This window comes from Microbacterium sp. SY138, from assembly GCF_039729145.1.
In the GTDB taxonomy this organism is placed as follows: domain Bacteria; phylum Actinomycetota; class Actinomycetes; order Actinomycetales; family Microbacteriaceae; genus Microbacterium; species Microbacterium maritypicum_A.
The window spans coordinates 707,565-732,178 of record NZ_CP155793.1 but is presented as its reverse complement, the minus strand read 5'-3'; the positions used below and the strand labels follow the sequence as shown (position 1 = coordinate 732,178).

The window sequence follows — 24,614 nt, the reverse complement described above, 5'->3', positions numbered from 1 at the left end:
GTCCATCCTGCACCTCAGCTGCGCGTGAGCGCGTCTTCCGCGGCGACCCAGGCGAGCATGGCGCACTTGACGCGCGCGACGTACTTCGACACCCCACCGAGGGCAGCGGCATCACCGAGGAGCTCTTCATCCGGTTCGATCGTGCCGCGGGATCGCATCGCCTCGCGGAAGGCCGCGATGCGCACCTCGAGGTCTTCGACGCTGAGTCCTTCCGCGAGCTCCGCCAGCAGAGACGCCGATGCCTGCGAGATCGCGCAGCCGTGCCCCTCCCAGGCGATCGCCTCGACGCTGCCGTCGGCATCGCGGTGCACCTGCAGGGTGATCTCGTCACCGCAGGTCGGGTTCAACTGGTGGGACTGCGCGGGGATCTCGTCGCGGAGTCCATAGCCGTGCGGCGTGCGCGAGTGGTCCAGGATCAGCTCCTGGTACAGGTTCTGCAGGTCGCTCATGCGCCCCTCCGGAAGAAGTCGATCGCTCCGGCGACGCCCTCGATCACGGCGTCCACCTCGGCCTCGGTCGTGTACAGGTAGGTGCTCGCCCTGGTGGAGGAGGTCACACCCAGGCGGCGGTGCAGCGGTTGCGCGCAATGGTGGCCGACGCGAACGGCGATGCCGCGGTCGTCGAGGAACTGACCCACGTCGTGCGAGTGGATGCCCTCGACGTCGAAGCTCGCGAGGCCGACGCGGGGCAGGTCGATACCGGCGCCGAGCACACGCACGCCGTCGATCGCGCTCAGCCCGTCGACGAGACGGCGGCCGAACGCGGCCTCGTGCGCGGCGATGCGCGGCATCCCCACCTCGGTCAGGTATCCCACGGCCGCGGCGAGCGCGATCGCCTGCGAGACGCGCTGCGTTCCCGCTTCGAAGCGCTGGGGCGGCGGCAGATATTCGGCCTCGGTCGTGGTCACCGTGGTGATCATCGAACCGCCCGTCAGGAACGGGGGCATCGCTGCCAGCACCTCGCGCCGACCGTAGAGGGCGCCGATGCCGGTCGGTCCGAGCATCTTGTGACCGGACAGCACGGCGAAGTCGACCCCGAGGGCACGCACGTCGAGCGGGAGGTGGGGTGCCGACTGGCAGGCGTCGAGCAGCGTCAGCGCGCCGACCTCGCGCGCGAGCGAGACGAGCTGATCGACGGGGTTGACGACACCGAGCACATTGGAGACATGGGTGAACGCGACGAGCTTCGTACGGGCGGTGATCAGCTCTGCCGCGACGTCGAGCCGCAGGCCCCCGTGGTCGTCGAGGGGTATGACCTTCAGCGTCGCGCCGGTGCGCGCCGCCAGCTCCTGCCACGGGATGAGGTTCGCGTGGTGCTCCATCTCTGTGGTCACGATCTCGTCGCCTTCGCGGAGACGGAGCCCCTCGGCGGCCGCTCCCCCGCGCCCGAGCGACGCGTTCGACAGCGAGTACGCGACGAGGTTGATCGCCTCGGTCGCGTTCGAGGTCCAGACGATCTCGTCGTCGGCGGCGCCCACGAATCGGGCGACGGCGGCGCGCGCGTCTTCGAAGAGCTCGGTCGCCTCGGCGGCGAGCGTGTGCGCGCCACGGTGCACCGCGGAGTTCATGGAGGTCGCGAAGTCACGCTCGGCGTCGAGCACCGCGGTCGGGCGCTGCGACGTCGCCCCCGAGTCGAGATACACGAGCGGATGCCCGTGCACCTGCGCTCCCAGGATCGGGAAGTCCCCGCGGATGCGCCGCACCTCGGCCTCGTTCAAGGGGGCGATCAGGTCGACACCGGGAGAAACGCTCATCGTTCCAGTTTCCCACCTGTGAGCAGGGGGTGGGCGCAGGCGTCAGCGCCCGTCGAGCGTCTTCGCGTCGGCGGCCTCGTCGTAGCGGTCCTGCGCATCGCGGACATCCTCCACGTGCGACTCCGCCCAGACCTGCAGCGCCTGGAGCGGCTCGTGCAGGGTCCGCCCGAGCGGGGTGAGTCGGTACCGGGGATGACCGTCGTCACCGACCGCCCGCTCGAGCATCCCGTCGCGTTCGAGGGCGCGGAGTGTGTCGACGAGCACCTTCTTCGTGATCCCGTCCATCCGGCTGTGCAGCTCGCCGAAGCGCAGCGGCTGCTCGTGCAGGAGGACGACGATCATCGCGGTCCACTTGTTCGCGATGCGGGCGAGGGACGCGCGCGACGGGCAACTGGCGGAGAACACCGTCCATGTGCGCGACATCCGCCGCTCCTTCCCCGGTGACGTTGAAGTAACCGCGTCCCGGTCGAGACGCTGGATGCTCCACAGTACCGACCCATCCAGGAGGAGCATCATGTCGGCAATCGACGTCGTAGGACAGTATGGTGCGGCCATGGCCGCCGGAGACATGGAGGCGCTGGCCGCGACCTTCCACGCGGACGCCGTCTGGCACCAGCCCGGAGAGAGCCAGGTCTCGGGGGACCATGTCGGTCCCGACGCGATCCTCGCGCACCTCGGCCGGTTCATGCAACTGAGCGGCGGAACCTTCGCCCTCGAGACCGAATCGGCGACCGAGAGCGGCGCACTCGTCTCAGCGACCGTGCGCTTCCGTGCCCAGCGCGAAGGGCGCGACGACCTCGACCAGCACGGCGTCGACGTCTTCCGCGTCGCCGATGACCGCATCGTCGAGGTCTGGTTGATCAGCGAGGACCAGGACGCGGAGGACCGCTTCTGGGGCACGGTCTGATCGAGGGCACCGTCTGATCGAGGGCACCGTCTGATCGAGGGCACGGTCTGATCGAGGGCACCGGATCCGGCAGCACCGTCTCCGGCAGCACCTGATCCGGCAGCGCCGGGTGGCCGGGCCTCGACCGCCCGGCGCCCGCGCCTCTAGGCTCATCCCATGATCGCCCCGGACACGCTGCTCGCCTTCGTCGTCGCCGCGTTCGTCATGGTCGTGATCCCCGGGCCGACGGTGCTGTTCACGATCGGCCGGGCCATGGTGCTGGGGCGCTGGGGCGGGTTCCTCAGCATCCTCGGCACGGCCGTCGGGTCGATCGTCCTCGTCGTGGCCGTCGCGCTCGGCGTCGGCACCGTGATCGCACAGTCGATCGTGCTGTTCACGATCGTCAAGGTGCTCGGCGCCGGTTACCTGATCTTCCTCGGCATCCAGGCGATCAGGCACCGGAAGGATGCGGCGCGGGCCATGATCGCGGCACCGGCACGGCGCTCGGGGTGGCGACTCCTCAGCGAAGGCTTCGTCGTCGGCGTGACCAACCCGAAGTCCATCGCCTTCTTCCTCGCGATCCTGCCCCAGTTCGTCGATCTGCATGCCGGTTCCGTCCCCGCGCAGCTCTTCCTGCTCGGGGCGATCGTCGTCACCATCGGTGTGACGTGCGACGCGGTGTGGGTGCTCCTCGCGAGTGCCGCCCGCGACTGGTTCGGTCGCTCCCCACGACGCATCGAGGCGATGGGCGCGACAGGCGGCGGACTGATGATCGCTCTCGGAGCGTTCCTTCTGGTGTGGAGCGAGAAGCCCGCGACCGCCTGAGTGCGGCCTGAACGCTCACACGTGCCTGGAGGTCACATGCGAGCGAAGCGGGCCCGAGCGATGCAGAAGACGCCGTAGACCGCGAAGCCTGCGCCGACCAGCCCCAGGACGAGTCCTCCCAGGGGCAGCTCGAGCAGGCTGTGCAGAGCAGCGTCGAGCCCTGCGCCCTTCTCCGGGTCCTGTGTCACGGCGGCGACCACGAACAGCACCCCGGTCACGGCCACCGCGATGCCCTTGCCGAAGTAGCCGATCACTCCCAGCGTCACGATGCCCCCGCGAGCGACCCCCGATGGCAGGTCGAGCAGCTTCTCGAAGCCGCGGGTGAAACCGCCGACGACGAACCCGACCCCCACCCCGACGACCGAGAGCCCCACGACGACCAGCAGGGCCACGCCGCCCGGCGCCGAGAGCAGCACCGCGCTCAGGGTCTTCGAGGCCGTCTCCGAGTCGGCGTTGCCACCCACCGCGTAGATCAGGGCCATGCCCCCGACGACGAGGTACGCGGCGGCGATGCCGAAGAGCTTGACGCGCTGACCCCACTTCTTCGTCTCGGCCGGGTCGGCGGCGAGGAAGGCACTGGCGATCTGCCATACGGCAAGCGCGATCAGCCCGGCGGCCACGAGCACGAGCAGCAGGCCTCCGATCGGGCTCTGGCGGATCTGCTCCATCGCTCCGTCCTGGTCGGCGTCGCCGGAGGCGCCCGCCGCGATGGAGATCGCCACCGAGCCGATGATGACGTGGATGAGGCCCAGGACGACGAAACCGGCACGGGCGATCCGTCGGAACGTCGACGACCTCTTGGCGACGCGTGCCGCATTCTTGACCGTGCTCATCGTTGAAGCGTATCCGTCGCACCGGAAGCCGAGGAGGGGCTTGCTTTCCCGGTATCCACCGCTCAGGCGCGCGGCATGACCGGCTGCCGGAGGATCGTGCGCAGCTTCGCCGGATCGACGCGACGCAAATCGCTCAGGTAGATCTCGTGATGGAGTCCTCGCATCTGCAGCCCGTTCTCGGGGATGAAGCGGTGATGCAGATCGTCGAGCACCGGACCTTCGTCGTCGAACGGGCCGACATGCAGCGTCTGCACGCAGGTGGCCTCGTCGAGCGTCTCCAACCGCACGGACTCCAGTGCCGGAATCGACTCCTTCTTCTTCGCTGCCTTCTGCGCGACGGCTTCCACCGCAGCCGCGCACATCGCCCCGGTGATGTGGTCGCCGACCATGATCATCATCGTCCACATCCACGCCGACTTGTCGCGGCGCGAGGTGAACGACTCCATGTCCGGTGCATGCCAGAGTCCTTCGAGCGGCATCACCACCGTGTCGACGCCGAGCTCGTTCCGACTCGCGAACTTCAGCGCATAGGCCACCGGGAACAGGGCGGACACGGCCTCCCGGTACGCGGGTGCGGTGTTCGGGTCGCCTGCCCCGTCGATCATCAGATACTGCAGGGGCGGCACCTCGACGATGCGGAACTCTCCCCTCTTCGCGCGATACGCGTCGAGCGTCTTCTTGGGATCGATCGCCGCCATGACGTGCCCTCCTTGATCGTGCGCCCAGTGTCGCACGGGCGTCGGACACGGTGTGGCGAGGCGAGGGCGGGTGGTGCGCGGACGCCCGCCCGCCCTCGGGCCTGCGTCAGCCGTGCTCGACCGGAAGCCAGAGCTCGCACGACGCGGAGTCACCCCGGAACTCGAGGTAGCGCACGATCGAGGGACCGGGACGCAGCCTCCAGGGGTTCGACGGGAACCACTCGGTCGCTGTGGCGGCCCACAGATCCTGCAGCGTCTCGGGGAACGGGCCCTGGGCCGCGAAGACCGCCCAGGAACCGGCTTCGAGGGGAAGGGAGTCGAGGTCGTCCGGAACGGGAGTGGTGCTCTGCAGGGCGACGCCGTGCAGATACGTGAGCAGCGTGCCCTCCGGTGCGTCCGGTTCGATATCGGCCGTGACGGCCAGGATCCCCGACGGCTCGGCGTCGCCGAGACCCTTGAGGCGCGCGTGTTCCTCGGACGGGATCGCGGCGATGTGCTCCTGGATGTGCGGATTGACGCCCTCGTGGATCAACGGGACCTCGGCGGCATGACCGGCGAGGACGAACGCGGGCCGGGTGGTGATGGTGACGTCCATGGGGATTCTCCCTTCGACGCTCAGGCGGAACCGGAGCGTGGGTTGAGTGCGGAGAGGACCCCCGTCACGGCGCGCATCGGCCGGGCTGATGCCGTGCACAGCCCGGAACGCGCGTCCGAATGCCTCGACCGACCCGTACCCGTGGCGCACGGCCACGTCGAGCAGACTCGCGGCGCCCGCAGCGAGCTCCGCCCCGGCGAGCGTCATCCGACGACGACGCACGTATTCCGACAACGGCATGCCCGCGAGTGCCGAGAACATCCGGCGCAGGTGATACTCGGTGGTGCCGTGCTCATGCGAGAACGAGGCCACGTCGATCTCCTGACCCGGGTCTCCTGCGTCGACCATGTCGATCAAGGCGTTCAGCGTGCCGATCATGAGGTCCTCCTTTCCTCACCATCGTCACCGTCGCCCGCCCCTCGCGACCCGACTTCTGCGGTCCGATGCGATCAGTGCCCGCACTCGATCGGCGCCAGAGTTCGATCGACGTCAGCGCTCGATCGACGTCAGAGTTCGACGGGCGGCGCCGGTTCGGTCTCCGATTCCTCGGGATGACGCGCCAGGTTGACGATCCCGGCGATCAGGCCACCCCACACCGTGACCATGGCGACGATCATCATGACGATCGCGATCGGAGTCATGCGCCGGCTCCCTTCGTCGTGCCGACTGCCGGTATCGCCGAGGTCTCGGTATCCGGTTCGTAGTGCTCCTCGGAGAGGAACTCGTCGTACTCGGGGTCGTCCTTCGCATGCGAGCGCGTGCTCCAGGGCAGCGCCGACAGGATCAGCGCCAGGACGACCAGGGCGATGACCATCCCCCAGCCGAAGATGGCGAGGAACCAGGCGGGATAGCCGCTGTACGGTTCGGAGGTCTTCGCGATGAGCTCGCTGACGAAGAGGTATCCGAGAACGACCGGCGCGAGAACCCCGACGAGCACCTTCCAGACGGTGCCCACCCGGAAACTCGAACGCCGATTGAGGTGCTCGACCAGCACCGGCAGCTTGTGCAGCAGCCAGGCCACGATGATGACCGCCACCAGCGCGACCGCCATGATGCCGAACGAGTTGACGAAGGCGTCGGCCGTGTCGAGCACCGACAGGGCCGTGGTCGTCGAGAAGAGCGCCATCGAGATGATCGCCAACGGGATCGCGACCGTGAGGGTCGTGCGCACGCGCGCCCATCCCAGCTTGTCCTGCAGTGCGGCCACGATCACCTCGAGGATCGAGATGAGGGAGGTGACGCCGGCGAACACCAGGGCTCCGAAGAACAGCACACCGATGATCGACCCTCCCGTGGCCTGCGAGACGATCGTGGGGAAGGCGATGAAGGCGAGGCCGATTCCGGAGGACGCGACACCGGCCACCTCCGTTCCCTGCGCCTGCGCCATGAATCCCAGCGCCGCGAAGACGCCGATGCCGGCGAGGATCTCGAAACCGGAGTTGGCGAAGGCCACCACGAGCCCGGAACCGGTCAGATCGGTCTTCCGCTTCAGGTAGGACGAGTAGGTCACCATGATGCCGAAGGCGACGGAGAGCGAGAAGAAGATGTGTCCGTAGGCGGATGCCCAGACGCCGGGGTCGGCCAGTGCCTCCCAGTTCGGGGTGAAGAAGGCGTTGAGGCCGTCCATGGCTCCCGGGAGGAACAGGGACTGCACCACGAGGATCGCGAACATCACGGTGAGCAGCGGCATCAGGATCATGTTCGCCCGGCCGATGCCGCGCTTGACGCCCAGCGCCATGATGACGATCACGATCAGCCAGACCACGACGAGCGGGATGCCGACCTGTGGGACGAAATCGGTCGATACACCGACCTCGGCGACGTCCGCCGATCGCAGGAAGTCGATGAAGAAGAAGTCGTTCTCGTTGCCCGCGCCCCAGGTGAGCTGGGCCGAGAACCACGTGTACATCGCCGCCCAGGCGATGATCACCGCGTAGTAGACCGCGATCACGACGCAGATGAGCACCTGCCACCAGCCGAGAGGCTCGGCCGCACGGTGCATGCGACGGAACGCCAGCGGCGCCGACCCACGGAATCGGTGACCGATCGCGTAGTCGAAGAACAGCAGCGGGATCCCGGCCGTGAGCAGAGCACACAGGTACGGGATCAGGAAGGCTCCGCCACCGCCCTCGTAGGCGACGTAGGGGAACCGCCAGATGTTCCCGAGGCCGACCGCGGAGCCGATCGCCGAGAGGATGAACACATTGCGCGAGCCGAAGGCTTCACGTTTGTGGGTCTGCGTCGCTGCGGTGGCCATGCGGACGAGGCTACCTGAGGGTCGAGCCGAACGTCGGGTCGGACACAGACACGAGCCGATCCCGCCGCTTCAGTCCAACGCATCCGCCAGCCCGGCCAGGGTGGAGAAGCGAGCGTCGAAGGCGTCGGTCTCCGCGGGCGGATCACCCACCGGACGCGGCACGTACGCGGTCCTCATCCCTGCATCTCCGGCGCCTCTGAGGTCCCAGGCGTGAGCGGCGACCATGAGCACTCTCTCCGGGTCGCCCCCTGCCTCCTCCACCGCGAGCCGGTAGACCCGCGGTGAGGGCTTATAGGCCTCGACGGCATCCGCGGAGAGCGCCCCGTGCCATCGCAGTCCGGCGTGCTCCCCCAGCGCGCGCAGCGACTCCGGGTTCGCATTCGACAGCCCGAGAACATGGAAGCGGGCGGCAAGCCGCGCGACGCCCTCGCACGAATCCGGCCAGGCGGGAAGACGCTTCGTCGCGGTGGCGAGGCGATCGATCGTCGCGGCATCCGTGATCCCCGCAGTCTGCGCCACCCGAGTCGCCGCCTCGCGATCAAGGATTCCGGAGTCGACATAGTCGCGCTCACCCCGTGCGATCCGGCGCTGCTCCCCTTCGATATGACGTTGCCAGACGCCGAGGAGTTCATCGGCATCACGGGGAGAGCCGCCCGCCTCCTCGATGGCGATGCGGAGCCCTCCGGGTTCATCGACCAGGGTGCCCAGCACGTCGAAGACGATCGTGGTGATGTCGCGCAGCATGGTTCGAGTCTGCCCCGACGCGGGAGCGCAGGGGCCGGGAACGAGAAAACCCCCGCCTGAGCGGGGGTTCTTCTGCGGAGACGAGGGGATTTGAACCCCTGGTCCCCGTGAGGGGACTCCACCTTAGCAGGGTGGTGCACTCGGCCGGACTATGCGACGTCTCCAGGCATCCGACCCGAAAGCACGGATGCACCTAGCCATCATAACGGGTCGGACGAGCGGTGACGAACCGGCACCCCCGAACTCGCTTCCGACCGACGCGCACGCGGGCTGAGCGGGGATGCGCACTCGCGCTGGGATACTTGCCGCACATCGTGGGCACCCGACGTCCACCGCGCGGAAGAGGACCGATCATGCCCCGCACCGACACCGTGAACGCGGAGAACGTCCACACCCCCTCGCATCGCGAGCGGGACGGCCAGGCGCGCGGTTACGCGATCATCCTCGGTCTGCTCATCGTCTCGTACGGCTTCTGCGCGGCGCAGCCCAGCACCGACCCGAGCCCCTGGGCCTTCCTCGCCATGCTGGCGACAGTGGCGATGGTGTTCTACGTGACCCGTGCACGACATCTCGTGCAGCGTGTGTGGTGGGTGGTGCTCTCGGTCGCCGGTGCCGCCGCCGTCATCGCCGCGCTCTTCGGCGTCGACGGCCCGGTGCTCGCGATCCCGCTGTCGGCCGCATCGATGCTCGCTCTGCTGGTCGCTCCGTGGGCCATCATCGCGCATCAGGTCAACCGGCGGGGCCTCGACCTGGAGGCGCTGCTGGCGGCGATCACGGCCTACATCCTGGTCGGGATGTTCTTCGCCTTCGTCTACAACCTGATCTCGCAGATCTCCCCCACACCGATGTTCGGCGAGGAGAGCCTCGACTCGCTCGGCAACCAGCTGTTCTTCTCGTTCACCGCACTGACCACGACCGGATACGGCAATCTGGTCCCCGTCGGCACCACCGGACAGGGGATCGCCATCGCCGAGGGCATCACCGGGCAGCTGTTCCTGATCACGGCGGTCGCACGGATCATGCGCGGCGCGAGCGCGAAAGGCAGATCGAGCACGCCCGCCTGAGTGCCTTCGGGCGTGCCCGCCGCCCGCCGACCTCATCCGGAAGGGGTGACGCCCGCACGGAGATCGCCCCGTCGGATGCCACGATGAACAGGCTCGAAGGAGTCACCATGAAGAGATGGGGCGTCATCGCCGTCCTCGGCTCCGCGCAGTTCGTGATGGTGCTGGACGGCACCGTGATGAACGTGTCGATATCGACGGTGGTGTCCGACCTCGACACCACCGTGGCCGCGATGCAGGGCGCCATCACGTTCTACACCCTCACGATGGCGGCGTTCATGCTGCTCGGGGCGAGGCTGGGTGACGTGTGGGGCCGCCGCAGGGCGTTCGTCATCGGATCGTGCATCTATGCCGTGGGGTCGCTGATCACGGCGGTGAGTCCGAACGTGCAGTTCCTGTTCCTCGGCTGGTCGGTCGTCGAAGGTCTGGGTGCCGTGCTCGTCATCCCGGCGATCGCCGCCCTCGTCGCCGACAACTACCGCGGCCGTGAGCGCATCACGGCGTTCGCTATCATCGGCGCCGTCTCCGGGGCCGCCGTCGCGGCTGGACCACTGATCGGCGGATTCGTCACGACCTACTTCGACTGGCGCTACGTGTTCGCCGCCGAGGTGCTCATCATGATCGGCGTGGTGCTGTGCGCCCGGATCGTCACCGACCCGACGCCACGGCAGAGCGTGCGCATCGACGTCCTCAGCGTCGCGCTCTCGTCGGTCGGGCTGGTCGCGGTGGTGTTCGGGATGCTGCAGAGCAAGACGTGGGGGTGGGTGCTGCCGCTGAACCCGCCCACGATCGGCGGCGTCGTGGTCGCCCCTCTCGGCATCTCTCCCGCCGCCTGGTTCATCGTGCTCGGCGTCGTGCTCCTGGCCCTGTTCTTCTCGCGTCAGCGCCTGCTCGAACGCCTCGGCCGGTCGCCGCTCATCCACGTGGGGATGTTCTCGATCACCTCGCTCCGCAGCGGACTCACCGTCCTCGGGGCGCAGTACACCGTGACCGCCGGGCTCTTCTTCATGGTGCCGGTGTATCTGCAGATGACCCTCGGCCTCGATGCCCTGGAGACCGGGATCCGGATCTTCCCCCTCTCTATCGCTCTCGTGCTGTTCTCGATCGTGGGCACCCGACTCTCGCGCCTCTTGTCTCCGCGGACGATCGTGCGCATCGGACAGCTGACACTCGTCGTCAGCGCCCTCATCCTTCTCGGCTCCGCCACCAGCGACCTGCGCAGCGGCTTCTTCGCGACCGGGATGTTCCTCGCCGGAGCGGCCCTCGGACTCCTCGCCTCGCAGCTCGGGAACGTGAACATGTCGAGCGTGACCGAGAAGGAGACGAGCGAGGTCGGCGGGCTTCAAGGAGTGTTCCAGAACCTCGGCTCGTCGCTCGGAACGGCCCTGATCGGCTCGATCCTCATCGGTGCGCTGTCGACCTCGTTCGCCTCGGGAGTCGCGGCGAGCGACCTGCCCGAGACCACCCAGGCGACCGTGGCGAGCGCCACGCAGCACGGAGTCACCATCGTGCCCGCAGCCGACGTCGCCGCCATCGCGGAGAAGGCCGGGCTGGACGATGCCGACGCCGACACTCTCGCCACGGTCTACCGCGATTCGCAGCTGTCGTCGCTGCGCATCGCGTTCTTCGGGCTCATCCTCATCAGTCTGCTGTCGCTCTTCTTCTCGAAGGGGATACCCCACGCGAACGCCGTCCGCAGACGGCACGGCCAGGAGACGGCTGATCAGGAGGCCGGCTGACCAGGAGGCCGGCTGACCAGGAGGCCGGCTGACCAGGAGGCCGGCTGACCAGGAGGCCGGCTGACCAGCGCGGACCCGGCGGAGTCGCCGGTCCGAACGTCGCCGTCGCCGTCGCCATCGTCATCGGGATCGGCGAGGATGAGGACCATGACGACCGTCTCCGCACCCCGCATCGAGCACCACCGGGAACCGTTCGGCATCGGCGAGAGCGCACCGCGCCTGAGCTGGACCACCACGGATGCGCCTGCCGGCTGGCGCCAGGAGCGCTACGCCGTCACGGTGGTGCGCGACGACGCCGAGGAGACCGTCGAGGTCACGTCCGCCGAGCAGGTCCTGGTTCCCTGGCCGACTCGTGCGCTCGACTCCCGCGAGCGGGTCGGTGTGCGTGTGGCGGTGCAGGGCGCCGACGGCCGCTGGTCGAGCGAGAGCCCGCAGACCTGGGTGGAAGCCGGCCTCCTCCACCCCGACGACTGGTCGGCGCGGCCGGTCGGGCTCGACCTCGATGAGGACCCGGAGAGCGACGCCCGCCGCGCCACCCTGGTGCGGCGGAGCTTCCGGCTCGACGGTGAGGTCTCCCGCGCCCGGCTCTACGCCACCGCGCACGGCCTGTACGAACCCGAGATCAACGGCGAGCGCGTCGGCTCCGACACGCTGTCGCCGGGATGGACGGTCTATCGCGAACGGCTGCGGTACTACACCTACGACGTGACCGCCCTGCTCGTCGTCGGCGAGAACGCGCTCGGCGCCTGGCTCGGCGACGGCTGGTACCGCGGACGTCTCGGCTGGCGCGGCGGGTACCGCAACGTGTTCGGAAGCGATCTGTCGTTCCTCGGCCAGCTGGAGATCACCTATGTCGACGGACGACGCGAGACGATCGTGACCGACGACTCATGGAAGGGCGCGCTCTCCCCCATCCTCCGCTCCGGCATCTACGACGGCGAGGACTACGACGCACGCGAGGAGCTCCCGGAGTGGACGACCGCCGCCTTCGATGACGCGCAGTGGCTGCCTGTCGCGGTGCGCGATCGCGATCCGCGCACCCTGGTCGCACCGACGGCGCCACCTGTCCGGGTGACCGAGGAGATCGCCCCCGTCGCCGTGCTCACGTCACCCGGCGGCGCCCGCATCCTCGACTTCGGGCAGAACCTCGTGGGAAGGGTGCGCATCAGCGTGACCGGTCCGCGCGGCACGACCGTCACGCTGCGCACTGCGGAGGTTCTGCAGGAGGGGGAGATCTACACGCGGCCGCTGCGCAGCGCACGCTCCAGCGACTCCTACACACTCGCCGGACGCACCGGCGGCGAGGAATGGGAGCCGCGGTTCACATTCCACGGCTTCCGATACGCCGAGGTCTCCGGCTGGCCGGGCGACCTCGATGCGGATGTCGCGGCCGGCGCTCTGATCGCCCGTGTGCTGCACACCGACCTCGAGCGCACCGGGTGGTTCACCTGCTCCGATCCCCTGGTCGAGCAGTTGCACCGCAACGTCGTCTGGGGCATGCGCGGAAACTTCGTCGACATCCCCACCGACTGCCCGCAGCGTGATGAGCGCGTGGGGTGGACGGGCGACGTGCAGGTGTTCGGCCCGACCGCGTCGACGCTGTTCGACGTCTCGGGGATGCTGTCGGGATGGCTCCGTGACGTGGAGGCCGACCAGCTGCCCGACGGCACGGTCCCGTGGTTCGTGCCCGTGATCCCGTCGCACAAGGTGTGGTCTCCGATCCGCGCCGGCGCCGCCTGGGGAGATGTGGCGACGCTGCTGCCGTGGACCCTGTACCAGCGCTTCGGAGACGAGGGCGTTCTGGCGACGCAGTTCGAGAGCGCACGCCGATGGGTCGACAAGGTGGAATCACTGGCCGGACCCGACCGCCTGTGGAACGAGGGGTTCCAGCTCGGCGACTGGCTCGATCCCGCGGCGCCCCCGCAGGATCCGGGCGATGCCCGCACCGATCGGTATCTCGTCGCCACGGCGTACTTCGCCCGGTCGGCGCGAGCGGTCGCCGATATGGCTCGTGTGCTCGGACGCTCCGCCGACGCGGATCGTTACGGCACGCTCGCCTCCGAGGTCGCTGCCGCTTTCCGGGGTGCGTATGTGAAACCCGACGGCACGATGACCTCCGACGCCCAGACTGCGTACGCCCTGGCCATCGTCTTCGACCTGCTCGCCGACGAGACGCAGCGTGCGATCGCGGGGGCACGCCTCGCCGCGCTCGTGCATGCCGCGGACAACCGCATCGCGACCGGCTTCGTGGGCACGCCGCTCGTCTGCGACGCGCTCACCCTGACCGGCCACGCGGATGCCGCCTACGACCTTCTTCTCGAGCAGGGCTGCCCGTCCTGGCTGTACCAGGTCGTGCAGGGCGCGACCACGGTCTGGGAGCGGTGGGATGCGATGCTCCCCGACGGCACCGTGAACCCCGGGACCATGACCTCGTTCAATCACTACGCGCTGGGAGCGGTCGCGGACTGGTTGCACCGCAGCGTCGCCGGGCTCGCACCCGCAGAGCCCGGATACCGCCGCATCCGCTTCGCACCACGTCCCGGTGGCGGGCTCACCCATGCCTCGGCGATGCAGCGCACGCCCTACGGTGACGCCTCGATCGCGTGGCGCGTGGGCGAGGACGAGCTGCATGTCGACCTCGTGGTCCCGGTCGGCGCGACGGCCGAGCTCGACCTGCCCGGCGCGGTCCGTGAGGAGCTCGGGCACGGCGCGCACGCGCGCACCGTGCCCCTGCTTCCGTGACGCGTCAGCCGGCGGCGGGACCGCCTGCGTTCGCCGCGGCGATCAGCTGCTCGATCTGCTCGAAGTCGACCGGGAGCCCGGGGAATCCGGCCAGGCGTCCGATCGGGAAGGAGGCCATCATCTTCTGCATCGCCTCGTCGTTCGGCATCATCGACGCCGCGGCCGCGTCGCCACCGAGCCCGCCCATCAGGCCACCCAGCGCCTGCTGAACGATGGGGCCGGCGATCGGGTGCGAGATCAGGTCGCCGATCGAGGAGTTCATGGTCAGTTCCTGGTGCACCTCGTCACCCGAGACCTCGACCGACGCGGTCGAGCGGATGTCGCGACTGGAGGCGGCCACATCGACGGCATAGGTGCCGCCCTCGACCACCCAGCGGTCGACGCGGATGTCCCAGTAGGCGAGGTCTTCGCGCCGCACGACGAGCTCGACCGTGCGCGTCTCCCCGGCAGCGAGCGCGACCGAGGAGAAGGCCTTGAGCTCACGAGGTGCGCGCTGCACGATCGACGCGGCCGGGGCGACGTAGACCTGCACGACCTCGCGCCCGTCGCGGTCACCGGTGTTGGTGACGTCGACGCGCACGACGATGTCCCCGTCGGCACCGACATCGGCTGTCGCTCGACCGTATTCGAACGTCGTGTACGAGAGTCCGTGGCCGAACGGGAAGGTCACGTCGAGACCCTTCGCGTCGTACCAGCGGTAGCCGACCAGCAGACCCTCGCCGTAGCGCACGTGTCCGAACTCGCCGGGGAAGTTGCCGAATGACGGGTTGTCCTCGAGCCGGGCCGGCACGGTCTCGGTGAGCTTGCCCGAGGGGTTCACGGCACCGTAGAGCACGTCGGCCACCGCGCTGCCGCCGGCCTGACCGAGCAGCCAGCTCTCGACGATGGCCGGCACGCGGTCGGCGAAGGGCAGGGCCACCACGCCGCCGTTGGACAGCACGACCACGACGCGGGGATTGACCTCGAGCACGGCGTCGAGCAGGGCGAGCTGCGGCGCCGGCAGGTCGATGTGATCGCGGTCGAAGCCTTCCGACTCCTCGGCAGCGGGGAGGCCGAGGAAGACCACGGCCACGTCTGCCGCCTCGGCGACGCCGACGGCCTCTGCCCGCAGGTCGTCGGCAGTCCGACCGGATGTCGCGATGGTGCCGCCTTCGACGGCGAAGCCCGCGGCGTAGGAGACGTTCTCGCCGCCCACGGCACGCAGTTCATCGAGCGCCTTGTCGACGCGGGTGGGGTTGATCAGCGAAGACCCCGCGCCCTGGAACCGCGGCTCGGTCGCGAACGCGCCGATCACGGCGATCTTCTGGTCGACGGCGAGCGGGAGCAGGGCAGCCTCGTTCTTCAGCAGCACGATGGAACGACCGGCCGCCTCGCGGGCGAGTGCGTGGTGGGCATCGACATCGAGCGGGCCTGCCACGGCCGGGCGCTCCCCGGCCTTGCGCACGAGCTCGATGGCGCGGCCCGCGGCGGTGTCGAGCACGCTCTCCTCGAGCGTTCCCGCACGCACGGCGGCGACGAGCTGCGCATCCGTGCGCCCTCCCGACGCCGGCATCTCCAGGTCGAGGCCTGCAGCGACGCCGGCGACGCGGTCATTGACGGCGCCCCAGTCCGACACGACGAGGCCGTCGAAGCCCCAGTCGTCGCGCAGCACGCTGGTGAGCAGCCACGGGTCCTCCGAGGTCCAGACGCCGTTGAGCTTGTTGTACGAGCACATGACGGTCCACGGCGAGGCGTCCTTCACGACGCGTTCGAACCCGCGCAGGTAGATCTCACGCAGCGGGCGGGGGTCGACGTCGGAGCTCGCACGCATGCGGTCGAACTCCTGGTTGTTCGCGGCGAAGTGCTTGAGCGAGGTGCCGACGCCCTTCGACTGGATACCGCGGACCGAGGCGGCGCCGAGGACGCCGGAGACGATCGGGTCCTCCGAGAAGTACTCGAAGTTGCGGCCGCACAGCGGCGAGCGCTTGATGTTGATGCCGGGGCCGAGCACGACGGCGACGTTCTCGATCGCGGCTTCCACGCCGATCGCCGCGCCCACGCGCTCGATGATCTCCGGATCCCATGACGAGCCGATGCCGACGGCGGGTGGGAAGCAGGTGGCGGGGACGCTGCTCGCGAGACCGAGGTGATCGGTGGCACCGGACTGCTTGCGCAGGCCGTGCGGACCGTCGGTCATCATCACCGACGGGATGCCCGCGCGGTCGATGGCCTTCGTGGTCCAGAAGTCCGCACCGCTGGTGAGCGACGCCTTCTCCTCGAGGGTGAGGTCGGAAGCCGAGATCTCGGTCATGGTGTTCCTTTCGCGGGCGACGTCGATGTCCTTGCGAAAACCATATGCCCTTCAGTATTAGATTTCAAACGGCATTCAGGATTAGGGTCGAAGCATGGCACGACGGGGTTCGTATGCGAAAGGCGTGGCGCGACGCGAGGAGATCCTCGAGAGCGCCCTCGACGTGATCGGACGCAAGGGTTACCAGAACGCGTCCCTCAAGGAGATCGCCGAAGTCGTCGGCGTCACCCCCGCTGCTCTCCTGCACTACTTCGGATCGAAGGAAGAGCTCTTCACCGAGGTGCTCCGCAAGCGCGACGAGCACGACGGCCTCGATCCCGCCGGGCTCAGCGACACCGAGGCCAGAGCCGCGTTCATCGGCGTGATCCGCCACAACACCGAGGTCCCGGGTCTCGTCGCCCTGTTCTCACGCCTCTCCGTGGATGCCGCCGACCCGGAACACCCCGCCCACGACTACTTCCTGGACCGCAGCGCGCGCCTGCGCGACTCCATCGCCGACAACTTCGGCGCCGACGACAGACGCTCCACTCTCGACCCGGACACGCTCGCGCGCGTGATCCAGGCGGCATCCGACGGGCTCCAGCTGCAATGGATGATCGACCCGACCGTCGATATGCCCGGCATCATGGGTGCCCTGATCGACGCCCTGCATCCGCCAGTGCCGCCGACCGTCGACTAGCCCTTCACGGCACCCCCGAGTCCGGCCGAGCGCAGGAACACCGACTGGAAGATCAGGAACATCGCGATCGGGATCAGGGTCGCGATCGCCAGCGCCGCCAGGAACACGTCGAGCTCGGTCTGAGACTGCACGGCGGGGAGACGCACCGACAGCGGTTGCACCGCAGGGTCGGGCAGCACGAGCATCGGCCACAGGTAGTCCTTCCACGCGGCGATGATCGCGAACACCGAGACCACGCCGAGGATCGGCTTCGACATCGGCAGCACGATCGACCAGAACAGCCGGAAAGGTCCGGCGCCATCGGTGCGGGCCGCCTCGAACACCTCCCGCGGGAGCGAATCGAAGAACCGCTTCACGAGCAGGATGTTGAACGCGTTCGCGCCCATCGGCAGCCAGACTGCGAGGTAGTTGTTGAGCAGGCTCACGTCCCCGAGCAGCGGCGGATGCACGATCGTCAGGTACAACGGCACAAGCAGCACGATGCCCGGGATGAACAGCGTCGCCAGCACCAGGGCGTTCAGGATCGGCGCGTACTTCGGGCGCAGCACCGACAGCGCGTAGCCCCCGGTCGTCGCGATGAGCAGCTGCACGAACCAGGCGCCGAGGGCGATGATCACCGTGTTGAAGAAGTACTGGTCGATCTGGATGTCGTTCCACGCGGTCGACAGGTTCTCCCAGTCCATGCCGTTCGGCCACAGGGCGAACGGCTGCTGCAGCGTGTCCTGGGTGGGGGTGATCGCCGACTTCGCGAGCCACAGGATCGGCCCGAGCCCGGCGACCACCAGTCCGACGGCGAGGAACACGTGCGTGAGCGACATCCCGATGCGGATGCCGGGCCGCCGACGTTCGGAGTCGGAGATGACGGTGCGGTCCCCGACGCGATCGGCGGCCTTCTCCGCCGCCTTCTCCGCGGCACGGGTCGAGAGGCGGGTGGTGAGGCTCACGTCGTGCTCCAACGGTCGGTCAGCTTGAAGTACAGCCAGGAGAGGAGGGCGAGGACGATCGCGAGCAGCACCGAGACGGCCGTCGCCTCGCCGTAGTCGCCGCCCAGGCTGTTGCGGAAGGCCTTGTCGTAGATGTACAGCAGCACGGTCTTGGTTGCTCCGGCCGGTCCACCGCCGGTGAACAGGAACGGCTCGAGGAAGACCTGCGCGGTGGCGATCACCTGCAGGATCAGCATGATGAAGAGGATGCCGCGCAGCTGGGGCAGCGTGACGTGCCAGATCTTCTTCCAGATGCCGGCGCCGTCGACCTCCGCGGCGTCGTAGAGCTCGGGCGGCACGCCCAGAAGCGCGGCGAGGTAGATGATGATCGACCCACCGGCGCCTGCCCACGTGGCCTCGAGCACGAGCGAGGGCATGGCCTGCACCGCGTCCTGGATCCACGGCTGTGGAGGGATGCCGACGAAGCCGAGCACGGTGTTGAACACCCCGGACGGGTCGGCGCTGTAGAAGAACTTCCACAGCAGCACCGCGACGACCGGCGGGATCACGACGGGCAGGTAGGCGAGCGCCGAGTAGATGCCCTTGCCACGACGCACCTCGCTCATCAGCACGGCCATCAGCAGCGGCAGCGGGAACCCGAAGAGCAGCGCGAGCACGGCGAACCAGAGCGTGTTGATCACGGCGCGGCCGAGCTCGGGGTCGCCGATCACGGCGAGGTAGTTGTCGAATCCGACCCACTCGGAGACGATCAGGTTCGTCTTCTGCAGGCTCATGATCACCGACTGCACGATCGGGGACCACGAGAAGAGCACGAACACGAACAGCATGGGGAGCACGAACAGCAGGTTCGCGAGCCCGCCGCCGCGGAACCAGGTGAGGGGCGAGCGGCGGCGGGAGGGGCGCACAGCGGGCGGCGGAGAGTCCTCCACCGCCGCCCGCTGCTCGGAGAGCGTCATCGTCATGAAGCGTTACTCGTCGAGCTTCGCCTGCGCGTCGGTCTGCACCTGAGCGAGCAGAGCGTCGATGTCGGCGTTCTGGTCGGTCAGGACCTTCTGCACCACGGTGTCGAGGAGGGCATACACCTCCTGCGTCTTCACCTTCGGCTCACCCACCGGCGTCTGGTCCCAGATGCGGTCGCTGAACGGCGCCATCTGCTCGACCGGGACGTTGATGTAGTCGGCGATCCACACCTGCGACTCGTCGTACAGCTCACGGCTGAGCACCGGGAGCAGCGGGGTGCCCACCGCCTGGCCGGACTCGTTCAGGGTCTTCGCATCGAGCACCGCCGCGTCCTCGTCCATCAGCTTCTGCATGTAGTACCAGTCGATCCACGTGACCGCCGCCTCCTTCGTCGCGTCGTCGACCGTGGGGCTGATCACCGCGATGTCACCGCCGCCGAGCGTGCCGGGGTCGTCGCCTTCCATGGGCACGACGGTCATGCCGTAGATGTCCGAGTCCATGCCGAAGTCGCGCACGAGGGCGGTGTAGATGTCGGAACCCGACGTGTACATGCCGATGTTGCCGGCGGCGAACTCCTGGTTGATCGTTCCCCAGTCGAGGTCGACCTTCGACCCGAACGAGCCGTCCTCCCACTTCACATCGTGCAGGAACTGCAGCGAGGCCTTGGTCGCATCGTTGTCGATCGTCGACTCGGCTGTGCCGTCTCCGTTGTCGGTCTGGGTGCGACCGCCGCGGGCGACGGTCTGCGAGGTGAGCTGCCACCCGCCGGTGTTGTTGATCGCCATCTGCGCGTACCCGGCCTTGCCCGTGGCATCCGTGATCTTCTTGGCTGCCTCGCGGATCTCGTCCCACGTCTCCGGCGGGTTGTCGGGGTCGAGCCCGGCCTGCTCGAACAGGTCGCGGTTGTAGTGCAGTGCGGCGGCGTATGCCTGACGCGGGAACCCGTAGATCTTGCCGTCGGCGCCGGTGACACCGTCGAGGATGATCGGGTTGAACTTGTCGGTGTAGCCGAGCTTCTCGATCGCGTCGGTCACGTCCATCAGCTGCCCGTTCTCGAGCAGCGTCTTCGAGTCGGTGAACGGCACGGTGAAGACGTCGGGCAGGCTTCCGCCGGCAAGCTGCACGGCGAAGGTCGGGCCCTCCCACTCGTACTCGACGCCGATGATGTCGATGTCGGGGTGTTCCTTCTCGAACTGCTTCTCCTGCGCGGCGAACGCATCGTAGGCCGCAGCGTCCGCTCCCGGGGGGAACGTCGCGACGCGCAGCTCGAGGCGTCCGTCGCCGCTCTCGCCGTCGCCGCTGGACGTGCAGCCGGCGAGCGCGCCGACTGTCGCGAGCACGGCGATGCCGGCGACCATGGCCTTCGTTGATGACTTCATTGTCTGTCCTTCCATGTGGTGCTGATCGGGTGGTGCAGGGCTACTTCGGCGCCCGGTGCGGGTGCGCGGGGACGGCTCGGAGGGCGAGCCAGGCTGTGGAGTCAGGAGGGAGCGCACCGTCGAGTGGCGCGCTGGCGAGGAGCACCCCGTGGTGCGCCGGCAGCGGCACGGGCGCGGACCCGAGGTTCGTGATGCTGAGCGTGCCGTCCCCTCTGCGGAACGCGAGCACGTCGGCGCCGAGCTCGAGCCACTCGAGGTCGTCTCCGGCGAGGTCGTCGAGTCGACGGCGCAGCGCGATCGTCGCGCGGTACAGGTTGAGGGTCGAGTCGGGGTCCCTGTGCTGCGCGTCGACCGTGAGCGCCTCCCAGTCCTCGGGCTGCGGAAGCCACGGGGCGCCGCCGAAGCCGTACGGCGTGGCCGTTCCGGACCAGGGCAGAGGCACGCGGCATCCGTCGCGCCCCGGGTCGACCCCGCCAGAGCGGAAGTGCATGGGGTCCTCGATCGCGTCGAGGGGCAGTTCCACTTCGGGAAGGCCGAGCTCATCGCCCTGGTAGATGTAGAGACTGCCCGGCAGCGCCGCGACAAGCAGCGCCGCGGCGCGAGCGCGGCTCGCGCCGCGTACGGCATCCGTCGCGGTGCCGAAGCGCTTGCGCTCGAACGCGAAAGAGGAATCGGCCTGTCCGTACCGGGTGACCGGACGCGTGACGTCGTGGTTCGAGAGCACCCAGGTCGCCGGCGCGCCGACCGGCGCGTGTTCGGCGAGCGTGCGGGTGATGGAGTCACGCATCGCCCTGGCGCTCCACGGCTGCGTCATGAATCCGAAGTTGAAAGCCGTGTGCATCTCGCCGGGGCGCAGATAGCGGGCGAAGCGCTCGGCGTCGTCGAGCCACACCTCGCCGACGAGCACCCTTTCGCCGTCGTACTCATCCGCGACGGACCGCCAGTCGCGGTAGATGTCGTGCAGCTCGTCGCGGTCGATGTGCGGGTGGCCGACCGTGGGGGCGGAGCCCGGCGGAAGGTCGGGAAGAGTTGGGTCCTTGACCGGGAGCGCCGCGGAGTCGATGCGGACGCCCGCGACGCCTCGGTCGAACCAGAATCGCAGGACGTCCTCGTGCTCACGCCGCACATCCGGGTGGTTCCAGTTCAGGTCCGGCTGTTCGGGGGTGAACAGGTGCAGATACCACTCGCCGTCGGAGCCGTCGGGGTTCTGAGTGCGCGACCAGGTCTCGCCCTGAAAGCTCGAGACCCAGTTGGTCGGGATGCCGTCACCGCGCTCGCCCCGACCGGGGTGGAACCAGAAGCGCTCGCGCTCCGGGCTGCCGGGGCCGGCCGCCAGCGCCTGTCGGAACCACTCATGCTGATCGGAGATGTGGTTGGGCACGATGTCGACGATCGTGCGGATGCCGAGTTCGAGCGCCTCCGCGATCAGCTGCTCCGCCTCTTCGAGGGTGCCGAAGCGGGGGTCGATGCGGCGGTAGTCCTGTACGTCGTAGCCGCCGTCCGCGAGCGGGCTCAGGTACCAGGGGGTGAACCAGAGCGCGTCGACGCCGAGGCTCTTCAGGTAGGGCAGCCGTGAGCGGACGCCGGCGAGATCGCCGATGCCGTCACCGTTGCCGTCCGCGAAGCTGCGCACATACACCTGGTAGATGACGGCTGTGCGCCACCACCCCTCGCCCACGGGCATCGTCAAGGTGCGGGCCGGTGCCGCCGTGCGCAGAACGTCAGTGTCCACAGATCTCCTCGTCGTCGATGGCGATGAGTCGAATGTAGCTTTTCCGCGCGTTCCGTGCAAGAACTAAACAGAATGTTGGAAAATTGCGATGGCTTACATGCGCGCACAAGGACGGCTCGGGGCCGTCCGCAGCTCAGATCAGCGCAGCGGGCCCGTCGAGGCTCGCAGCACCAGCTCGGGCTCGAACAGCAGTTCGTCGCTCGGCTGGGCCGTGCCGGCGATCTGCGCGAGCAGCAGGGCGATCACGGCGCGCCCCATGGACTCGATCGGTTGTCGCACCGTCGTCAGCGGAGGTTCGGTGCAACTCATCAGCGCCGAGTCGTCGAACCCGACGATGCTCACGTCCCCCGGCACGGAAAGTCCGGCTCGCCGCGCCGCGCGTACGGCCCCGAGTGCCATCGGGTCGCTCGCGCACACGATCGCGGTCGCGCCGGCAGCGAAGAGGCGCGAGGCCCCTGCCTGCCCGGACTCGAGCGAGTACATGCCGCGCACCACGAGCTCGTCGGACAGCGGTGCCCCGAGCGCATCCAGCAGTCGGCGCGCGGACTCGAGCTTGCGGCGGGAGGGGACGTGGTCCTCCGGCCCCAGGAGCAGTCCGATCCTCCGATGCCCGAGCTGGTGCACATGCAGCACGGCCTGTTCCGCCGCGGCGGCGTCGTCGGTCGACACCGTCGCGAAGTGCAGCTCGGCGACGCGGGCGTTGACGAGCACGGTCGGCAGGTTCACCTGGCGCAGCCGCTCGTAGTGCTCATGTGCGGCGTCCGCCTGCGTGTAATTCCCGCCGAGGAAGATGACGCCCGAGACCTGCTGCGCGAGGAGGAGGTCGACGTAGTCCGACTCGGTCACTCCGCCGGCGTTCTGGGTGCACAGCAGAGGCGTGTAGCCGTTCTGGGTGAGTGCGCCGCCGACGATCTCGGCGAACGCGGGGAAGATCGGGTTCTGCAGTTCGGGGAGCACGAGTCCGACGAGGCGGGCACGCTCGCCCCGGAGCTTGGTCGGCCGCTCGTAGCCGAGCACGTCGAGGGCGGTGAGGACCGCCTGCCGGGTGGCGTCGGAGACCCCCGGCTTCTCGTTGAGCACGCGGCTGACCGTTGCCTCGCTCACACCGACCTTGCGGGCCACCTCTGCCAGTCGCTTCGACATGCAGTCAGTGTACGCAAATCCTTGCAAGAACGCGCAAGCAGTTTGCGCGTTCTCGCGAAGGACTCAGCGGACGTTGCCGTTGGAGCAGGTCTGCTGCGCCGCGGAGTTGCCCTTGATCGAATCGGGCAGCGCCACGACGTTGTCAGGCGTCGCTGCCGGGTCGGGAGTCGCTGCCGGATCCGTTGCCGGCTGCTCGACTGGCGCCGTCGGCTCCTGCACGACCACGCCGTCGTTCTTGTTGTTCTCGTGCGTGATCTGCAGCTGTGCATTCGCATCGAGTGCGTCCCAGAGCGCCGAGGCGGCGGTGTAGTTGGGAACGACCTTGTTGGGGTTGGCCGAGTCCGTCCCGTTCGGGTACTGCACGAAGACGATGTCCTCGAACGGCACCGACTTGACCGCGAGGGCGATCTGCACGAGCGTCATCGGGTTCGTGAGCGACTCACTCGGCTCCAGATTCTGGATCGCGGTGTTCGCGAGCTTCAGCATCACGGGGACGTTGCCGAGCACTTCCCCGCTGATCATCTTGCGTGCCAGGCTCGACATGTACTGCTGCTGGTTGCCGATGCGGCCCAGGTCGCTGCCGTCACCGACACCGTGACGCGTGCGCAGGAACTGCAGCGCCTGCAGACCCTCGACCGTGTGGGTTCCCGCAGCCATGTCCAGTCCGGTGTAGCGGTCCTTGATCGGGTTGGCGAGGCAGACGTCGACGCCGCCGATCGCATTGGTGATCTCGATCACGCCGCCGAAGGTGACGCCGGCCGCGAACTGGATCTCCTGATCGGTGAGCTCGGAGATCGTCTTCACGACGCAGTTCAGGCCGCCGTCGGTGTAGGCGGTGTTGAGCGGCTGCTTGCTCATCGCGGAGGTGGCGTTGCCGTTCTTGTCGGTGCACGAGGGGATCGGCACCATCAGGTCACGAGGGAAACTGACGACCGTGATGCGTCGCGGTTCCTGCGAGACGTGGACGAGCAGGTTCACGTCGTTGAGCGTTCCCTCGGCGTCCGAGCCGGAGCAACGAGCACCGAAGAGGTCCTTGTACTTCTCCTCACAGGTGTCGACGCCTGTGAGGACCATGTTGAAGCCGCCCTCGTACTCGCCGATGTCCGGTGGGATGGGGTCCTGACCCTCGATCTCGACCGCGTTCGCCGAGACCGTGCTCGTGAGATCGTAGAAGACGTAGGCACCGACCCCGAGTCCGCTCACCAGCACCACCGCGAGACCGATCGCGATGAACTTCAACAGCTGGCCGACGGTGCCAGGAGTGCCCAGCTGACCATGGCGCGCGATCGTGTGACGGCGTCGGGTGTTCTGGCTCACTCGGGTCCTTTCGGATCAAGCGCCGGTGCGGGGGGCA

22 protein-coding genes and 1 tRNA gene are annotated in these 24,614 nt (G+C 68.5%); 6 read left to right on the top strand and 17 right to left on the bottom strand.

Annotated features, from left to right (window positions below; translation table 11 throughout):
- Positions 1–14: 14 nt before the first annotated feature.
- Genes sufU through ABDC25_RS03330 form a run of 3 tightly spaced genes read right to left on the bottom strand, consistent with a single transcriptional unit; the run spans position 15 to position 2,176 of the window.
- Positions 15–449, bottom strand: coding sequence for a Fe-S cluster assembly sulfur transfer protein SufU (gene sufU, locus ABDC25_RS03340; RefSeq protein ID WP_021198165.1), 435 nt, complete (start codon positions 447–449; stop codon positions 15–17).
- Positions 446–1,753: a SufS family cysteine desulfurase gene (locus ABDC25_RS03335; RefSeq protein ID WP_021198166.1), complete on the bottom strand. Its 1,308-nt coding sequence runs from the start codon at positions 1,751–1,753 to the stop codon at positions 446–448. The genes sufU and ABDC25_RS03335 overlap by 4 nt, the downstream gene beginning before the upstream one ends.
- Before the next feature lie 42 nt (positions 1,754–1,795).
- Positions 1,796–2,176 carry a helix-turn-helix domain-containing protein gene (locus ABDC25_RS03330; protein ID WP_021198167.1) on the bottom strand — a complete coding sequence of 127 codons (381 nt, stop codon included), beginning with the start codon at positions 2,174–2,176 and terminating at the stop codon, positions 1,796–1,798.
- Positions 2,177–2,231: 55 nt separating this feature from the next.
- On the opposite strand from ABDC25_RS03330, the gene ABDC25_RS03325 reads away from it, so the two are divergent.
- Positions 2,232–2,660, top strand: coding sequence for a nuclear transport factor 2 family protein (locus ABDC25_RS03325; RefSeq protein WP_331280346.1), 429 nt, complete (start codon positions 2,232–2,234; stop codon positions 2,658–2,660).
- A 156-nt stretch (positions 2,661–2,816) separates the two neighbouring features.
- On the top strand, positions 2,817–3,464 hold the full coding sequence (locus tag ABDC25_RS03320) for a LysE family translocator (protein ID WP_021198169.1): 648 nt from the start codon (positions 2,817–2,819) through the stop codon (positions 3,462–3,464).
- 32 nt (positions 3,465–3,496) lie between these two features.
- Here ABDC25_RS03320 and ABDC25_RS03315 read toward each other — a convergent pair whose 3' ends face one another.
- The 7 genes from ABDC25_RS03315 to ABDC25_RS03285 form a co-directional block, all read right to left on the bottom strand.
- Positions 3,497–4,297: a DUF1206 domain-containing protein gene (locus ABDC25_RS03315; RefSeq protein WP_021198170.1), complete on the bottom strand. Its 801-nt coding sequence runs from the start codon at positions 4,295–4,297 to the stop codon at positions 3,497–3,499.
- Between the two features lie 62 nt (positions 4,298–4,359).
- On the bottom strand, positions 4,360–4,995 hold the full coding sequence (locus ABDC25_RS03310) for a GyrI-like domain-containing protein (RefSeq protein ID WP_021198171.1): 636 nt from the start codon (positions 4,993–4,995) through the stop codon (positions 4,360–4,362).
- Between the two features lie 106 nt (positions 4,996–5,101).
- Positions 5,102–5,968, bottom strand: a complete 867-nt coding sequence (locus ABDC25_RS03305) for a GyrI-like domain-containing protein (protein WP_021198172.1) — start codon at positions 5,966–5,968, stop codon at positions 5,102–5,104.
- A 128-nt stretch (positions 5,969–6,096) separates the two neighbouring features.
- Entirely contained in the window at positions 6,097–6,231 is a 135-nt protein-coding gene (locus ABDC25_RS03300) for a methionine/alanine import family NSS transporter small subunit (protein ID WP_021198173.1), read from the bottom strand.
- Complete coding sequence (locus ABDC25_RS03295) at positions 6,228–7,847, bottom strand: sodium-dependent transporter (protein ID WP_021198174.1); 1,620 nt, start codon at positions 7,845–7,847, stop codon at positions 6,228–6,230. Before ABDC25_RS03295 ends, ABDC25_RS03300 begins: the two co-directional genes overlap by 4 nt.
- Before the next feature lie 69 nt (positions 7,848–7,916).
- The gene (locus ABDC25_RS03290; RefSeq protein ID WP_347124819.1) at positions 7,917–8,591 is read right to left on the bottom strand and encodes a haloacid dehalogenase type II; all 675 of its coding nucleotides are present in this window, start codon (positions 8,589–8,591) and stop codon (positions 7,917–7,919) included.
- 75 nt (positions 8,592–8,666) lie between these two features.
- Positions 8,667–8,755 (bottom strand) — tRNA-Ser (locus tag ABDC25_RS03285).
- A gap of 189 nt (positions 8,756–8,944) precedes the next feature.
- On the opposite strand from ABDC25_RS03285, the gene ABDC25_RS03280 reads away from it, so the two are divergent.
- From ABDC25_RS03280 to ABDC25_RS03270, 3 genes are all read left to right on the top strand, one after another.
- Positions 8,945–9,655 (top strand): potassium channel family protein, encoded by a 711-nt coding sequence (locus tag ABDC25_RS03280; protein ID WP_347124817.1) that lies wholly within the window; start codon positions 8,945–8,947, stop codon positions 9,653–9,655.
- Between the two features lie 83 nt (positions 9,656–9,738).
- A complete protein-coding gene (locus tag ABDC25_RS03275; RefSeq protein ID WP_235045204.1) occupies positions 9,739–11,391 on the top strand; it encodes an MFS transporter in 1,653 nt (550 codons plus the stop codon).
- 147 nt (positions 11,392–11,538) lie between these two features.
- Entirely contained in the window at positions 11,539–14,133 is a 2,595-nt protein-coding gene (locus tag ABDC25_RS03270) for a family 78 glycoside hydrolase catalytic domain (RefSeq protein ID WP_347124815.1), read from the top strand.
- A 4-nt stretch (positions 14,134–14,137) separates the two neighbouring features.
- On the opposite strand, the gene ABDC25_RS03265 is transcribed toward ABDC25_RS03270, so the two are convergent.
- Positions 14,138–16,423: a glycoside hydrolase family 3 C-terminal domain-containing protein gene (locus ABDC25_RS03265; RefSeq protein ID WP_347124813.1), complete on the bottom strand. Its 2,286-nt coding sequence runs from the start codon at positions 16,421–16,423 to the stop codon at positions 14,138–14,140.
- Positions 16,424–16,517: 94 nt separating this feature from the next.
- On the opposite strand from ABDC25_RS03265, the gene ABDC25_RS03260 reads away from it, so the two are divergent.
- Positions 16,518–17,102, top strand: a complete 585-nt coding sequence (locus tag ABDC25_RS03260; protein WP_021198180.1) for a TetR/AcrR family transcriptional regulator — start codon at positions 16,518–16,520, stop codon at positions 17,100–17,102.
- On the opposite strand, the gene ABDC25_RS03255 is transcribed toward ABDC25_RS03260, so the two are convergent.
- The 6 genes from ABDC25_RS03255 to ABDC25_RS03230 form a co-directional block, all read right to left on the bottom strand.
- Positions 17,099–18,046: a carbohydrate ABC transporter permease gene (locus ABDC25_RS03255; protein ID WP_021198181.1), complete on the bottom strand. Its 948-nt coding sequence runs from the start codon at positions 18,044–18,046 to the stop codon at positions 17,099–17,101. The genes ABDC25_RS03260 and ABDC25_RS03255 overlap by 4 nt on opposite strands.
- Positions 18,043–19,008 carry a sugar ABC transporter permease gene (locus ABDC25_RS03250; RefSeq protein WP_021198182.1) on the bottom strand — a complete coding sequence of 322 codons (966 nt, stop codon included), beginning with the start codon at positions 19,006–19,008 and terminating at the stop codon, positions 18,043–18,045. Before ABDC25_RS03250 ends, ABDC25_RS03255 begins: the two co-directional genes overlap by 4 nt.
- Before the next feature lie 6 nt (positions 19,009–19,014).
- Positions 19,015–20,385, bottom strand: coding sequence for an extracellular solute-binding protein (locus tag ABDC25_RS03245; protein WP_347124810.1), 1,371 nt, complete (start codon positions 20,383–20,385; stop codon positions 19,015–19,017).
- Between the two features lie 40 nt (positions 20,386–20,425).
- On the bottom strand, positions 20,426–22,069 hold the full coding sequence (locus ABDC25_RS03240; protein ID WP_292774838.1) for a glycoside hydrolase family 13 protein: 1,644 nt from the start codon (positions 22,067–22,069) through the stop codon (positions 20,426–20,428).
- A gap of 186 nt (positions 22,070–22,255) precedes the next feature.
- The gene (locus ABDC25_RS03235) at positions 22,256–23,260 is read right to left on the bottom strand and encodes a LacI family DNA-binding transcriptional regulator (RefSeq protein ID WP_021198185.1); all 1,005 of its coding nucleotides are present in this window, start codon (positions 23,258–23,260) and stop codon (positions 22,256–22,258) included.
- A 63-nt stretch (positions 23,261–23,323) separates the two neighbouring features.
- Complete coding sequence (locus ABDC25_RS03230; protein WP_021198186.1) at positions 23,324–24,577, bottom strand: LCP family protein; 1,254 nt, start codon at positions 24,575–24,577, stop codon at positions 23,324–23,326.
- Between the last annotated feature and the right edge of the window lie 37 nt (positions 24,578–24,614).

Bases quoted from the DNA above. Each gene is read 5' to 3' on its own strand.
- ABDC25_RS03280 (WP_347124817.1), top strand. From the start codon at position 8,945: ATGCCCCGCACCGACACCGTGAACGCGGAGAACGTCCACACCCCCTCG.
- ABDC25_RS03260 (WP_021198180.1), top strand. From the start codon at position 16,518: ATGGCACGACGGGGTTCGTATGCGAAAGGCGTGGCGCGACGCGAGGAG.
- ABDC25_RS03320 (WP_021198169.1), top strand. From the start codon at position 2,817: ATGATCGCCCCGGACACGCTGCTCGCCTTCGTCGTCGCCGCGTTCGTC.
- ABDC25_RS03330 (WP_021198167.1), bottom strand. From the start codon at position 2,176: ATGTCGCGCACATGGACGGTGTTCTCCGCCAGTTGCCCGTCGCGCGCG.
- ABDC25_RS03295 (WP_021198174.1), bottom strand. From the start codon at position 7,847: ATGGCCACCGCAGCGACGCAGACCCACAAACGTGAAGCCTTCGGCTCG.
- ABDC25_RS03335 (WP_021198166.1), bottom strand. From the start codon at position 1,753: ATGAGCGTTTCTCCCGGTGTCGACCTGATCGCCCCCTTGAACGAGGCC.
- ABDC25_RS03270 (WP_347124815.1), top strand. From the start codon at position 11,539: ATGACGACCGTCTCCGCACCCCGCATCGAGCACCACCGGGAACCGTTC.
- ABDC25_RS03265 (WP_347124813.1), bottom strand. From the start codon at position 16,423: ATGACCGAGATCTCGGCTTCCGACCTCACCCTCGAGGAGAAGGCGTCG.
- sufU (WP_021198165.1), bottom strand. From the start codon at position 449: ATGAGCGACCTGCAGAACCTGTACCAGGAGCTGATCCTGGACCACTCG.
- ABDC25_RS03240 (WP_292774838.1), bottom strand. From the start codon at position 22,069: ATGCCCGTGGGCGAGGGGTGGTGGCGCACAGCCGTCATCTACCAGGTG.
- ABDC25_RS03305 (WP_021198172.1), bottom strand. From the start codon at position 5,968: ATGATCGGCACGCTGAACGCCTTGATCGACATGGTCGACGCAGGAGAC.
- ABDC25_RS03310 (WP_021198171.1), bottom strand. From the start codon at position 4,995: ATGGCGGCGATCGATCCCAAGAAGACGCTCGACGCGTATCGCGCGAAG.
- ABDC25_RS03275 (WP_235045204.1), top strand. From the start codon at position 9,739: ATGAACAGGCTCGAAGGAGTCACCATGAAGAGATGGGGCGTCATCGCC.
- ABDC25_RS03290 (WP_347124819.1), bottom strand. From the start codon at position 8,591: ATGCTGCGCGACATCACCACGATCGTCTTCGACGTGCTGGGCACCCTG.
- ABDC25_RS03245 (WP_347124810.1), bottom strand. From the start codon at position 20,385: ATGAAGTCATCAACGAAGGCCATGGTCGCCGGCATCGCCGTGCTCGCG.
- ABDC25_RS03300 (WP_021198173.1), bottom strand. From the start codon at position 6,231: ATGACTCCGATCGCGATCGTCATGATGATCGTCGCCATGGTCACGGTG.
- ABDC25_RS03235 (WP_021198185.1), bottom strand. From the start codon at position 23,260: ATGTCGAAGCGACTGGCAGAGGTGGCCCGCAAGGTCGGTGTGAGCGAG.
- ABDC25_RS03315 (WP_021198170.1), bottom strand. From the start codon at position 4,297: ATGAGCACGGTCAAGAATGCGGCACGCGTCGCCAAGAGGTCGTCGACG.
- ABDC25_RS03325 (WP_331280346.1), top strand. From the start codon at position 2,232: ATGCTCCACAGTACCGACCCATCCAGGAGGAGCATCATGTCGGCAATC.
- ABDC25_RS03250 (WP_021198182.1), bottom strand. From the start codon at position 19,008: ATGACGATGACGCTCTCCGAGCAGCGGGCGGCGGTGGAGGACTCTCCG.